12 protein-coding genes are annotated in these 11,758 nt (G+C 68.7%); 7 read left to right on the forward strand and 5 right to left on the reverse strand.

Annotated elements, in window-relative coordinates; translation table 11 throughout:
* Positions 1–13: 13 nt before the first annotated feature.
* Entirely contained in the window at positions 14–706 is a 693-nt protein-coding gene (locus tag R2D22_RS18470; protein WP_318104912.1) for a PadR family transcriptional regulator, read from the reverse strand.
* A gap of 547 nt (positions 707–1,253) precedes the next feature.
* Between R2D22_RS18470 and R2D22_RS18475 the strand changes: the two genes are divergently transcribed.
* The 3 genes from R2D22_RS18475 (at position 1,254) to R2D22_RS18485 (ending at position 5,458) form a co-directional block, all read left to right on the forward strand.
* Positions 1,254–1,403 (forward strand): hypothetical protein, encoded by a 150-nt coding sequence (locus tag R2D22_RS18475; RefSeq protein WP_318104913.1) that lies wholly within the window; start codon positions 1,254–1,256, stop codon positions 1,401–1,403.
* A complete protein-coding gene (locus R2D22_RS18480; RefSeq protein WP_318104914.1) occupies positions 1,400–3,811 on the forward strand; it encodes a transglycosylase domain-containing protein in 2,412 nt (803 codons plus the stop codon). Before R2D22_RS18475 ends, R2D22_RS18480 begins: the two co-directional genes overlap by 4 nt.
* Before the next feature lie 120 nt (positions 3,812–3,931).
* Entirely contained in the window at positions 3,932–5,458 is a 1,527-nt protein-coding gene (locus R2D22_RS18485) for a glycosyltransferase family 87 protein (RefSeq protein ID WP_318104915.1), read from the forward strand.
* Here R2D22_RS18485 and R2D22_RS18490 read toward each other — a convergent pair.
* From R2D22_RS18490 to R2D22_RS18500, 3 genes are all read right to left on the reverse strand, one after another.
* Positions 5,455–6,486 carry an alanine racemase gene (locus R2D22_RS18490; RefSeq protein WP_318104917.1) on the reverse strand — a complete coding sequence of 344 codons (1,032 nt, stop codon included), beginning with the start codon at positions 6,484–6,486 and terminating at the stop codon, positions 5,455–5,457. The genes R2D22_RS18485 and R2D22_RS18490 overlap by 4 nt on opposite strands.
* 86 nt (positions 6,487–6,572) lie before the next feature.
* Complete coding sequence (locus R2D22_RS18495) at positions 6,573–7,691, reverse strand: lipid II:glycine glycyltransferase FemX (protein ID WP_318104918.1); 1,119 nt, start codon at positions 7,689–7,691, stop codon at positions 6,573–6,575.
* A gap of 127 nt (positions 7,692–7,818) precedes the next feature.
* Positions 7,819–8,118 carry a hypothetical protein gene (locus tag R2D22_RS18500; protein WP_318104919.1) on the reverse strand — a complete coding sequence of 100 codons (300 nt, stop codon included), beginning with the start codon at positions 8,116–8,118 and terminating at the stop codon, positions 7,819–7,821.
* A gap of 287 nt (positions 8,119–8,405) precedes the next feature.
* On the opposite strand from R2D22_RS18500, the gene rpsF reads away from it, so the two are divergent.
* The 4 genes from rpsF to rplI all read left to right on the forward strand — a co-directional run bounded on the left by rpsF (position 8,406) and on the right by rplI (position 10,114).
* Positions 8,406–8,696, forward strand: coding sequence for a 30S ribosomal protein S6 (gene rpsF / locus R2D22_RS18505; protein WP_004950685.1), 291 nt, complete (start codon positions 8,406–8,408; stop codon positions 8,694–8,696).
* A gap of 71 nt (positions 8,697–8,767) precedes the next feature.
* Complete coding sequence (locus tag R2D22_RS18510) at positions 8,768–9,355, forward strand: single-stranded DNA-binding protein (RefSeq protein ID WP_318104962.1); 588 nt, start codon at positions 8,768–8,770, stop codon at positions 9,353–9,355.
* 57 nt (positions 9,356–9,412) lie between these two features.
* Positions 9,413–9,649 carry a 30S ribosomal protein S18 gene (gene rpsR, locus R2D22_RS18515; protein WP_005315025.1) on the forward strand — a complete coding sequence of 79 codons (237 nt, stop codon included), beginning with the start codon at positions 9,413–9,415 and terminating at the stop codon, positions 9,647–9,649.
* Between the two features lie 18 nt (positions 9,650–9,667).
* Positions 9,668–10,114: a 50S ribosomal protein L9 gene (gene rplI, locus R2D22_RS18520; RefSeq protein WP_318104983.1), complete on the forward strand. Its 447-nt coding sequence runs from the start codon at positions 9,668–9,670 to the stop codon at positions 10,112–10,114.
* A 100-nt stretch (positions 10,115–10,214) separates the two neighbouring features.
* On the opposite strand, the gene R2D22_RS18525 is transcribed toward rplI, so the two are convergent.
* A complete protein-coding gene (locus R2D22_RS18525; protein ID WP_318104984.1) occupies positions 10,215–11,552 on the reverse strand; it encodes an MATE family efflux transporter in 1,338 nt (445 codons plus the stop codon).
* Between the last annotated feature and the right edge of the window lie 206 nt (positions 11,553–11,758).

An 11,758-nucleotide genomic window follows, 5' to 3' on the forward strand; every position in this document is an offset into this window, starting at 1 on the left:
TGGTCGCAGACCCTCACTTGGTGGTGTCGTCGGACGGATCCGGCCGGGTACTGCCCCCGTGCCGGGGCAGGCCGCCCGTTTCTCCAGAAGTCTTGTCGTCCTGCCGAGCGGGTTCTTCGGTGGTCTCGGGGCCGGTTCGCCGGTCCCGTCCCGCCCGCTCGCTCTCGATGAGCTCGTTCAGCCAGCGCACTTCGCGCTCCACGGACTCCATGCCGTGGCGCTGCAGCTCAAGTGTGTAGTCGTCGAGACGTTCACGCGTCCTGACGAGGGAGGCCCGCATCTTCTCCAGGCGCTCCTCCAGCCGGCTGCGTCGGCCTTCGAGGACCCGCATCCGCACCTCGCGCTCCGTCTGCCCGAAGAAGGCGAAGCGGGCGGCGAAGTGCTCGTCCTCCCAGGTGTCCGGCCCGGTGTGGGAGAGGAGCTCCTCGAAGTGCTCCTTACCTTCCGCCGTCAACCGGTAGACGATCTTGGCACGGCGTCCTGCGAGTGACGCCGCCAGGGCGTCCTCGGGGGCACTGCCGGGTTCCTCGATCAACCAGCCGTTGGCGACCAGCGTCTTGAGGCAGGGGTAGAGGGTCCCGTAGCTGAACGCGCGGAAGATCCCCAGCGAGGTGTTGAGCCGCTTGCGGAGCTCGTACCCGTGCATCGGGGCTTCGCGGAGCAGCCCGAGGACGGCGAACTCGAGGATTCCGGAGCGCCTGCTCATCCATCGCCTCCTCTGTCGCCGGTCTTTATGCCGCACTGATGTATCGACTCGATACATCCTGACGATAGAACGGCCGCTCCGCCGCGACAAGTGGGGTCAACGTGACCGGCATCACATCACCAATTCGCCGCAATCGACTTGCCTGATTTGAGGTGAACTTCAGGCCTAGGCAGGTTTTGGCCGTGCGTAGTCTGTGCGGCATGCAGACCACCGGGAACCGCGGGCAGCCGATGCACGTCAGTGCTCTCGATGTACCGGCTGCAGTGCGGATGAGCCCCCCATGGGGCCTGTCCGTATTCATTTCGGGGGACCGGAACTCATTTGCCGCTTCCAGGCCTACGCGCCTGCCCGAGGAGTAGTCGTTCGATGAGCGAGCACCGTCGCAAATCGCCGCAGCCGCAGCCGCCCGCGGGCGGACGGGCAGCGGCCCGGCGCGCCGCCCAGCAGCCCACGGGCCGCCGGCCCCAGGCGCGTGATGTCAGCATGGGATCTCCGTCCTCTTCCTACGGTGAGGACCGTCCCTACGGCGGCCGTGCGGAGGCACGGCGTGCCGCGCAGCGCGGGGGGAGGCGCGGCGCCGGCCCGGGCGGAGGCGCAGGCGGTCACGACGGCGGTGGCCGTCGCGGTGGCGGTGGTGGCGGCTACGACGGCGGCCGGGGCCGCGGGGGCGGTCGTCCTCCGGGCCGGAAGCGGATGATCGACTACCCGCGCTACGGGAAGTACGGCTGGCGCCGCTGGGTACCGTCCTGGAAGCTCGTCTCCGGCCTGACCCTGACCTTCCTCGGCGCCCTGATGGGCGCGGGGACGATCGCGTACGCGATGGTGGGCATCCCCAACGTGGACGACTCCGCGAAGGCGCAGAACAACGTCTACTACTACGCGGACGGAAAGACCCAGCTGGCCGCCACCGGTGGCGAGGTGAACCGGCAGATCCTCGACTTCGACGCCATTCCGAAGGCCATGCAGGACGCCGTGGTCTCGGCCGAGAACAAGACCTTCTGGACCGACTCGGGCATCGACCCGAGGGGCATCGGCCGCGCCGTCTTCAACATGGCGCGAGGCGGTCAGACCCAGGGTGGTTCGACGATCACCCAGCAGTACGTGAAGAACAACCGGCTGGCCGACCAGTCGCAGACGCTGAGCCGCAAGGTGAAGGAACTCTTCATCTCGATGCGCGTCGGCAACGAGCTGGAGAAGCCCGACATCATGGCGGGCTACCTCAACACCGCGTACTACGGCCGCGGCGCCTACGGCCTCCAGGCCGCGGCGCGCACGTACTACGACAAGGACGCGAGCAAGCTCACCCCCAGCGAGTGCGCCTTCCTGGCCGCCCTGCTCAAGGGCGCCACGTACTACGACCCGGCCGGCACCACCGACGTCGACACCTCCGCGACCCCGGAGGCGAACACCGATCGCGCCGTCAAGCGCTGGAGCTGGATCCTCGGCGAGATGACCAAGGACGGCTACCTGACCTCCGCGCAGCAGGCCGAGTTCTCCAAGAAGTTCCCGATGCCCGACCCGCCCAAGCGGAATGCGGCGCTCAGTGGCCAGACCGGTTACCTGGTGGGCCTCGCCAAGAGTTACGTGCTGAACAACAGCGACATCACGGCCGAGCAGCTCGCCCAGGGCGGCTACCAGATCTTCACGACCTTCGAGAAGCCCAAGGTTGAGGCGCTGGAGAAGTCCGTCAAGAAGATCACCAAGGAGTACATCGACGTCAAGAAGCGCCCCCAGTACGACACCCACGTGCAGTTCGGCGGCGCGTCCGTCGACACCGCGACGGGGGCGATCGTGGCGATCTACGGCGGCGAGGACGCGACCAAGCACTTCACCAACAACGCCGACAAGACCGGTGCCCAGGTCGGATCGACGTTCAAGCCCTTCGTCCTGGCGGCGGCCATGGAGGACGGCGTCCGAGCCAAGGACGGGCCGGAGGAGCAGGACGGGTCCACCCGCAGGAAACTCGACCCGGACAAGAGCCGCTACAACGGCAAGGACGACCTCGTGATCAAGAGGTACGACGGGTCGATCTGGCACGACGAGAAGGGCAAGGAGTGGAAGCAGGACAACGAGGGTGACCAGAGCTACGGGCCCGTCAGCCTGCGCCGTGCGATGGTCGTCTCCGCCAACTCGCCGTTCGTGCAGCTGGGCATGGACGTCGGCATCGACAAGGTGCGCCAGGCTGCCATGGACGCGGGTCTGAAGAAGGACTCGCTCATCCAGGCCGACGTGCCGTCGTTCTCCCTTGGTATCTCCGAGCCGAGCGCCATCCGCATGGCCGGCGCCTACGCCACCTTCGCGACCAACGGCGAGCAGCGCGAGCCGTTCTCGGTCAAGGAGGTGAAGAAGGGCGGCCTGTCCAAGTACAAGCACGAGGACAAGTCGAAGCAGGCCTTCCCGACGGCCATCGCGAGCAACGTCACCGACGTCCTCAAGTCCGTCGTCGAGGACCCCGAGGGCACCGGTAACAACGCCGCCATCCCGGGCCGCGACGTCGCCGGCAAGACCGGTACCACCGACGACAACATGTCGGCCTGGTTCGTCGGCTACACCCCGCAGCTGTCGACCGCGATCGACATGTTCCGCTTCGACGACAACGAGAAGAACACGAAGCGCGAGTTCCTCCCGATGTACAACACGGGTGGCCAGACGTCGATCCACGGTTCGTCGTTCCCGTCCCGGATCTGGAAGGACTACATGACGCAGGCGCTCGAGGGCACCGAGGTCATGAGGTTCCCGGAGCCGGAGAAGCTGGAGGACGCCGAGGCCGTGTTCGGCGGCGGCGCCGCCAGCCCGAAGCCGACGCCGACGGAGCAGCCGTCCCAGTCCCCGTCCGGCCAGCCGTCCACCGAGCCCTCGCAGCGTCCGACCGGCCGGCCCAAGCCCGGCAAGACCTGCGAGGTGTGGGAGTGGCCCTGCGACACCGGCGGTCAGGACGGTGGCACGACCGACGGCGGTGCCACCGACGGAGGGACGACGGACAGTGGCGGGACGACCGGTGGGCTGCCCACCAGTAGCCCCACGTCGACCACCGGCGGCAACGGAGGCAACGGAAACGGCGGGAAGACCGACGGAGGCACCTTCTTCGGCGGGACGGACGGCTAGCGGCCGCACCGCCTCCGGCAGCACCTTCGAGGGCCGCCGTGCCCGGGACGTACACCCCGTACGCTCCCGGCCACGGCGGCCCTCGCCGTGTTCCGGGGCGCGTACGGCAGGATGTCCCCCATGCCGAGCCACCAGAAGACGCGCGCGCAGCAGGACCGGCCCGTGGTGCAGCCGACCCGACAGGACGAGGTCGCCGCCGCGGGCAGCGAGCTGATCGGGGGGCCGATCGGCCGCTGGGCCCGGCTCGGCGATGGCCCTCTCACCCCGGTGCGCGTCGTCGCCCTGGTGGCCATCGGGATGTTCGCGCTCGGCATGGTGCAGAAGATCCCCTGCTACGACTGGGCCTGGTTCCGCGGCGCCACCTCGCAGTACACGCACGCCTGCTACTCCGACATCCCGCACCTGTTCGTCGGGCGGGGCTTCGCCGACGGTCTGATCCCCTACTTCGACCGGCTCGACGGCGACATGGAGTACCTCGAGTACCCCGTCCTCACCGGCCTGTTCATGGAGGTCGCGTCCTGGCTGACGCCCGGCGGTGACGACCTGATGCACCGTGAGCAGATGTACTGGATGGTCAACGCGGCCATGCTGCTGATCTGTGCCGCGGTCATGGCCGTCTGCGTCGCCCGCACGCATCGCCGGCGCCCCTGGGACGGCCTTCTGGTGGCCCTCGCGCCCGCCTTCGCGCTGACCGCCACCATCAACTGGGACCTGCTCGCCGTGGCCCTCACGGCCGCCGCCATGCTGATGTGGTCCCGCGGCCGGGCGCTCGCCTTCGGTATCCTGATCGGCCTCGCCACGGCCGCCAAGCTCTATCCGGTGCTGCTGCTCGGACCGCTGCTGCTGCTGTGCTGGCGGGCCGGGAAGTGGCGGGAGTTCGGTGCGGCGCTGCTGGGCGCCGCGGGCGCCTGGCTGGTCGTGAACCTTCCGGTGATGGTGCTGGCCCCGGTGGGGTGGAAGAAGTTCTACACCTTCAGCCAGGAACGGAACGTCGACTTCGGGTCCTTCTGGCTGATCATCACCCAGCGCACCGGTGAGCCGATCGAGCCGGAGACCGCCAACACCTGGGCGATCGTGCTGATGCTGCTGGCCTGCGCCGGGATCGCCGCGCTGGCTCTGACCGCACCGCGCCGGCCGCGGTTCGCCCAGCTGGCCTTCCTGGTCGTGGCCGCGTTCATCCTGACCAACAAGGTGTACTCACCGCAGTACGTGCTCTGGCTGATCCCGCTGGCGGCCCTCGCCCGGCCGCGTTGGCGGGACTTCCTGATCTGGCAGGCCTGCGAGGTCATGTACTTCCTCGGCATCTGGCTGTACCTCGCGTACACGACCAGCGGCAACAAGCAGGGACTGCCGACCGAGGGCTACCAGTTCGCGATCCTGCTGCACCTGCTGGGCACGCTGTTCCTGTGCGCGGTGATCGTCCGCGACATCCTGATGCCCGAGCGGGACGGGGTGCGGCGCGACGGCTCGGACGACCCCTCGGGCGGCGTCCTCGACGGCGCGGAGGACGTCTTCGTACGGGGCAGGGCGGCGCACCCGGCCCGGCACGCGGCGCACGCCGTGGAGGGGCCGAGGGTGGAGTGGGGCGTCCCGCAGGACGAGTGGGGCGAGCGGGACGTGCAGGGCGAGCGGGAAGCGCGCGACTAGCGGTCGACGATCCGGTCGAACTGGGTCGTCGTGTGGCGCAGGTGGGCGACCAGCTCGTCGCCGACCTGCGGCTCCTGGGCGTCCGAGGGAACGAACAGGATCGACACCTGCATGTGCGGGGGCTCGGCGAACCAGCGCTGCTTGCCGGCCCAGACGAACGGCGACAGGTTCCGGTTGACGGTGGCCAGGCCCGCGCGGGCCACGCCCTTGGCTCGCGGCATCACGCCGTGCATGGCCTTCGGGGCCTCCAGGCCCACACCGTGCGAGGTGCCGCCCGCGACGACGACCAGCCAGCCGTCCGAGGCGGCCTTCTGCTGCCGGTAGCCGAACCGGTCCCCCTTGGCGACGCGGGTGACGTCGAGCACCGCGCCGCGGTACTCGGTCGCCTCGTGGTCGCCCAGCCAGAGCCGGGTGCCGATCCGGGCGCGGAACCGGGTCTGCGGGAACTGCTGCTGCAACCGCTGCTGCTCCTCGGCCCGCAGATGGCTGACGAACATGGTGTGCAGCGGCAGCCGGGCGGCACGGAGCCGGTCCATCCACCCGATGACCTCCTCGACGGCGTCCGTGCCGTCGGTGCGGTCCAGCGGAAGGTGCAGCGCGAAGCCCTCGAGGCGCACGTCCTCGATGGCGGCGTGGAGCTGTCCCAGCTCCTCCTCGCGGATGCCGTGCCGCTTCATGGAGCTCATGCACTCGATGACGACGCGGGCGCCCACCAGGGCGTGCACGCCGTCCACCGAGGAGACCGAGCGGATGACCCGGTCCGGCAGCGGCACCGGCTCCTCGCCCCGCCGGAACGGGGTGAGGACGAGCAGGTCGCCACCGAACCAGTCCTTGATGCTCGCGGCCTCGTACGTCGTGCCGACGGCCAGCATGTCCGAGCCGAAGCGGGCGGCCTCGTCCGCGAGGCGCTCGTGGCCGAAGCCGTACCCGTTGCCCTTGCAGACCGGAACCAGCCCGGGGAACTGCTCGATCACGGACTTCTGGTGCGCCCGCCAGCGAGCGGTGTCGACGTAGAGGGAGAGCGCCATGGCCGGCCCGGAACCTTCCTGGTGGGTGCGGTGGATCAGATACGTGTACGAGCGAGGTGCACGAGAGCTACGAGACTACGCAACCCTCAGCGCCGCGACATGTAGATGTCGAGGGCCTTGTGGAGGAGCTTGTTCAGCGGGAAGTCCCACTCGCCGACGTACTCGACGGCCTCGCCGCCGGTGCCGACCTTGAACTGGATCAGACCGAAGAGGTGGTCGGTCTCGTCCAGCGAGTCAGAGATGCCGCGCAGGTCGTAGACGGTGGCGCCCATCGCGTACGCGTCGCGCAGCATGCGCCACTGCATCGCGTTCGAGGGCCGGACCTCACGGCCGATGTTGTCGGAGGCACCGTACGAGTACCAGACGTGGCCGCCGACGACGAGCATGGTCGCCGCGGACAGGTTCACGCCCTCGTGCCGGGCGAAGTAGAGCCGCATACGGTTCGGGTCCTCGCTGTTGAGGACCTTCCACATGCGCTGGAAGTACGACAGCGGACGCGGCCGGAAGTGGTCGCGCACCGCGGTGATCTCGTAGAGCCGCTGCCACTCGGCGAGGTCCTCGTAGCCGCCCTGGACGACCTCGACGCCCGCCTTGTCGGCCTTCTTGATGTTGCGTCGCCACAGCTGGTTGAAGCCCTTGAGGACGTCGTCCAGGGAGCGGTTGGCCAGCGGGACCTGGAAGACGTAGCGGGGCTGGACGTCGCCGAAGCCCGCGCCGCCGTCCTCGCCCTGCTGCCAGCCCATCTTGCGGAGCCGGTCGGCGACCTCGAACGCGCGCGGCTCGATGTGGCTGGCCTCGACGTCCTTGAGGCGCTTCACCTCCGGGTCCTGGATCCCGGACTTGATGGCGGCCGAGTCCCAGCGGCGGATGACGACCGGCGGGCCCATCTTCACCGAGAACGCGCCCTGCTGCTTCAGGTGCGCCAGCATCGGCTGGAGCCAGTCGTCGAGGTTGGGCGCGTACCAGTTGATGACCGGGCCCTCGGGCAGGTACGCCAGGTAGCGCTTGATCTTGGGCAGCTGGCGGTAGAGCACCAGGCCGGCACCGACCAGCTCACCGTTCTTGTCGAACCAGCCGAGGTTCTCCGAGCGCCACTCGGTCTTCACATCCGCCCACGCCGGGACCTGGCAGTGGCTCGCCGCGGGCAGGCTCTGGATGTACGCCAGATGCTGCTCACGGCTGATGGTCCTCAGGGTCAGGCTCATGCGGGGCGCTCCTCGGCAGGTGTGTCCCCATGGGTACAGGGGCTCCGGCTCTCGCGCGAAGCCTACTGTGACCGGGGAGCGCCCCGAATGGCGTGTGTCCCTTGGCCGGCGGCCGACCGGGGACGCCTCAGGCGAGGCCCCCGTAGAACATGCCGAGATAGAAGCCCACCGCCGAGGCACCGAGTCCGACGATCAAGGCGAAGCGTTCCCTTGTGGTCACCGAGATGAACTGTCCGTACGCCCCCGCCAGGATGCCGATCAGCCCGGACCAGGAAGCCAGCACATGCAGGTCGTGGAACTGTGCGGTGGTGAAGGAGAGAACTCCGAGAAAGAGCGTGATCCCGACGAGGGTGTCCTGGAGCGGGTGCGGCTTTCCGTCGGTGGCGAAGAGGGAGTGACCGGTGTTGGGTCGCATTGCCTGAGCCATGGGGGCACCTCCTGGTGTGCCTGCCGGAAGGCGGCGCATCCTAGCGCCGCCCGTATCCGATGTGTACAGATTGCGTCCCCTCACCACCGGATTTCAACCGGAAGCCGATGTGCGGGTACTCTGTACGGTCTGCGCCGGTGTCTGCCCAGGTCCGTCCACGGGCCTCGACATCGCCCCTCACTCGCTGAGGGCGATTGTCAGTGGCGGCCGATACCGTCGCTCACGCATTACGACCCTCCTGCCACGGAACGACCGTGGCCGCTGAGTCCAAAGGAGGTGGGTTCCACATGCGTCACTACGAGGTGATGGTCATCCTCGACCCCGATCTCGAGGAGCGTGCTGTCTCCCCGCTGATCGAGAACTTCCTCTCCGTCGTCCGTGAGGGCAACGGAAAGGTGGAGAAGGTCGACACCTGGGGCCGTCGTCGTCTCGCTTACGAGATCAAGAAGAAGCCCGAGGGCATCTACTCGGTCATCGACCTGCAGGCCGAGCCTGCGGTCGTCAAGGAGCTCGACCGCCAGATGAACCTGAACGAGTCGGTCCTCCGGACCAAGGTCCTCCGCCCCGAGACCCACTGAGCTTCTAGCTCAGAGGTCATCGGGTTCGAGTAGCAGCAAGCAGCCAAGCAATCCCGCCGAGAGGTTCACCCATGGCAGGCGAGACCGTCATCACGGTCGTCGGCAATCTCGTCGACGACCCCGAGCTGCGCTTCACCCCGTCCGGTGCAGCGGTCGCGAAGTTCCGTGTCGCGTCCACTCCGCGCACCTTCGACCGTCAGACCAACGAGTGGAAGGACGGCGAGAGCCTGTTCCTGACCTGCTCGGTCTGGCGTCAGGCGGCGGAGAACGTCGCCGAGTCCCTTCAGCGGGGCATGCGCGTCGTCGTGCAGGGCCGGCTGAAGCAGCGGTCGTACGACGACCGCGAGGGCGTCAAGCGCACGGTCTTCGAGCTGGACGTCGAGGAAGTCGGCCCCAGCCTTCGCAACGCCACGGCCAAGGTCACCAAGACCACCGGTCGCGGCGGCCAGGGCGGCTACGGCGGCGGTGGCGGCCAGCAGCAGCAGGGCGGTGGCTGGGGTGGAAACTCCGGCGGCGGCCAGCAGCAGCAGGGCGGCGGCGCTCCCTCCGACGACCCGTGGGCGACCGGATCTTCCTCCGGTGGCCAGCAGCAGGGCGGCGGGGGCGGCGGCTGGGGTGGAAACTCCGGCGGCGGCTACTCGGACGAGCCTCCCTTCTAGGGCCCGGCCCTCGAAGCAGCTCGTACCCCCACTTCTTGATCACACAGGAGAAACACCATGGCGAAGCCGCCTGTGCGCAAGCCTAAGAAGAAGGTCTGCGCGTTCTGCAAGGACAAGACCGCGTACGTGGACTACAAGGACACGAACATGCTGCGGAAGTTCATTTCCGACCGCGGCAAGATCCGTGCCCGCCGCGTGACCGGCAACTGCACGCAGCACCAGCGTGACGTCGCCACGGCCGTCAAGAACAGCCGTGAGATGGCGCTGCTGCCCTACACGTCCACCGCGCGATAAGGGAAGGGTGACCGAACAATGAAGATCATCCTGACCCACGAGGTCTCTGGCCTCGGCACCGCCGGCGACGTCGTCGACGTCAAGGACGGCTACGCTCGCAACTACCTGGTCCCGCGTGGTTTCGCGATCCGCTGGACCAAGGGTGGCGAGAAGGACGTGGCGCAGATCCGCCGCGCCCGCAAGATCCACGAGATCGCGACCATCGAGCAGGCCAACGAGATCAAGGCCCAGCTCGAGGGCACGAAGGTGCGCCTGGCCGTTCGCTCCGGCGACGCCGGCCGTCTCTTCGGCTCCGTGACCCCGGGTGACGTCGCTGCGGCGATCAAGGCCGCGGGTGGCCCGGACGTGGACAAGCGCCGCGTCGAGCTCGGTTCGCCGATCAAGACCCTGGGCTCGCACCAGGTGTCCGTGCGTCTGCACCCCGAGGTTGCCGCGAAGCTCGGCGTCGAGGTCGTCGCCGCGTAACGCTGCTCCAGCAGTACAGAAGGGCCGCACCCCTCGGGGTGCGGCCCTTCTGGCATGTTTCACGTGAAACAGAGGCGTTTCACGTGAAACATGCCCTCGGTCAGCGGGTGGCGCCGGTGACGATCCAGCGGCCGGAACGCGCGCGCAGCCAGAGCGTCAGCAGACGGACGGTCATCATCAGCGTCATCGCCCACCACAGTGCCGTCAGCCCGCCGCCGAGGACGGGGATCAGCAGCGCGACGGGGGCGAAGACCGCCAGGGTCACCAGCATCGCCCAGGCCAGGTACGGTCCGTCTCCCGCGCCCATCAGCACGCCGTCGAGGACGAACACCACTCCGGCGATCGGCTGCGAGAGGGCCACCACGAGCAGAGCGGGCAGCAGGGTGTCGTGCACCGCGGGGTCGGTGGTGAACAGCGGGATGAAGAGGGGGCGCGCCAGGATGATCAGCAGGCCGAGTACCACTCCGGAGACCACGCCCCACTGGACCATGCGTCGGCAAGCCTGCCGGGCTCCCTCGGCGTCGTCCGCCCCGAGGTACCGGCCGATGATCGCCTGGCCGGCTATGGCGATGGCGTCCAAGGCGAAGGCTGTCAGGTTCCACAGGGAGAGCAGGACCTGGTGGGCCGCGACGTCCGTGTCGCCGAGCCGGGCCGCGACCGCGGTGGCGATCATCAGGACCGCGCGCAGCGAGAGCGTGCGGACCAGCAGGGGGACGCCGGCCTGGGCGCTGGCCCGGATGCCGGCCGCGTCGGGGCGGAGGGAAGCCCCATGGCGCCGGGCGCCACGGACCACGACGACCAGGTAGGCGACGGCCATGCCGCACTGGGCGATGACGGTGCCCCAGGCGGATCCGGCGATGCCGAGGCCCGCGCCGTAGACCAGGCCCACGTTCAGGAGCGCGTTGGCGGCGAAGCCTGCGACAGCCACGTACAGGGGCGTGCGGGTGTTCTGCAGGCCGCGCAGGACACCGGTGGCGGCCAGAACCACGAGCATGGCCGGGATGCCCAGGCTGGAGATCCGCAGATAGGTGACCGCGTACGGGGAGGCGGTGTCCGAGGCGCCGAAGAGACCGACGAGCCAGGGGGCGGTGGGCAGGGTGACGGCGATGACGGCCACACCGAGGAGGAGCGCGAGCCAGATGCCGTCCATGCCCTGGCGTATCGCCGCCTGGAGGTCGCCCGCTCCGACGCGGCGGGCGACGGCCGCCGTGGTGGCGTAGGCGAGAAAGACGAACACGCTCACCGCGGTGGTGAGCAGGGTCGCGGCGATCGCCAGACCGGCGAGTTGCGGGGTGCCGAGATGGCCGACGACGGCGCTGTCGACCATCACGAAGAGCGGCTCGGCGACGAGCGCGCCGAAGGCCGGGACGGCGAGGGAGACGATCTCGCGGTCGTGTTGCCGTCGGACGGCCTTGGGGGTCGCGGGAGCCTGGGTCATGCGCTCAATCTAATCTTCCACAGGTAAGAGATGCAATCCTTTAGTGGTCCTTACATGACGCGGTAGCCGGGCTTCGGGTGTGCGCCGTTTGTTCTGATCTTGGCCCGCTGGGGAAACTTTTTCTCCCCCACAGCCCGTGGATGGAAAAGGTGCAGGTCAAAGGGGTGGTGGGGGTGAGGTTATGAGTTTGTCCACATGGCTGTCCC

This window comes from Streptomyces sp. HUAS YS2 (genome assembly GCF_033343995.1).
Lineage (GTDB): Bacteria > Actinomycetota > Actinomycetes > Streptomycetales > Streptomycetaceae > Streptomyces > Streptomyces solicathayae.

What these genes read in the sequence shown, in the direction of transcription:
- R2D22_RS18470 (WP_318104912.1), bottom strand. Translation starts at nt 706, where the DNA reads ATGAGCAGGCGCTCCGGAATCCTCGAGTTCGCCGTCCTCGGGCTGCTC.
- R2D22_RS18480 (WP_318104914.1), top strand. Translation starts at nt 1,400, where the DNA reads ATGATCGACTACCCGCGCTACGGGAAGTACGGCTGGCGCCGCTGGGTA.
- R2D22_RS18485 (WP_318104915.1), top strand. Translation starts at nt 3,932, where the DNA reads ATGCCGAGCCACCAGAAGACGCGCGCGCAGCAGGACCGGCCCGTGGTG.
- R2D22_RS18490 (WP_318104917.1), bottom strand. Translation starts at nt 6,486, where the DNA reads ATGGCGCTCTCCCTCTACGTCGACACCGCTCGCTGGCGGGCGCACCAG.
- R2D22_RS18495 (WP_318104918.1), bottom strand. Translation starts at nt 7,691, where the DNA reads ATGAGCCTGACCCTGAGGACCATCAGCCGTGAGCAGCATCTGGCGTAC.
- R2D22_RS18500 (WP_318104919.1), bottom strand. Translation starts at nt 8,118, where the DNA reads ATGGCTCAGGCAATGCGACCCAACACCGGTCACTCCCTCTTCGCCACC.
- rpsF (WP_004950685.1), top strand. Translation starts at nt 8,406, where the DNA reads ATGCGTCACTACGAGGTGATGGTCATCCTCGACCCCGATCTCGAGGAG.
- R2D22_RS18510 (WP_318104962.1), top strand. Translation starts at nt 8,768, where the DNA reads ATGGCAGGCGAGACCGTCATCACGGTCGTCGGCAATCTCGTCGACGAC.
- rpsR (WP_005315025.1), top strand. Translation starts at nt 9,413, where the DNA reads ATGGCGAAGCCGCCTGTGCGCAAGCCTAAGAAGAAGGTCTGCGCGTTC.
- rplI (WP_318104983.1), top strand. Translation starts at nt 9,668, where the DNA reads ATGAAGATCATCCTGACCCACGAGGTCTCTGGCCTCGGCACCGCCGGC.
- R2D22_RS18525 (WP_318104984.1), bottom strand. Translation starts at nt 11,552, where the DNA reads ATGACCCAGGCTCCCGCGACCCCCAAGGCCGTCCGACGGCAACACGAC.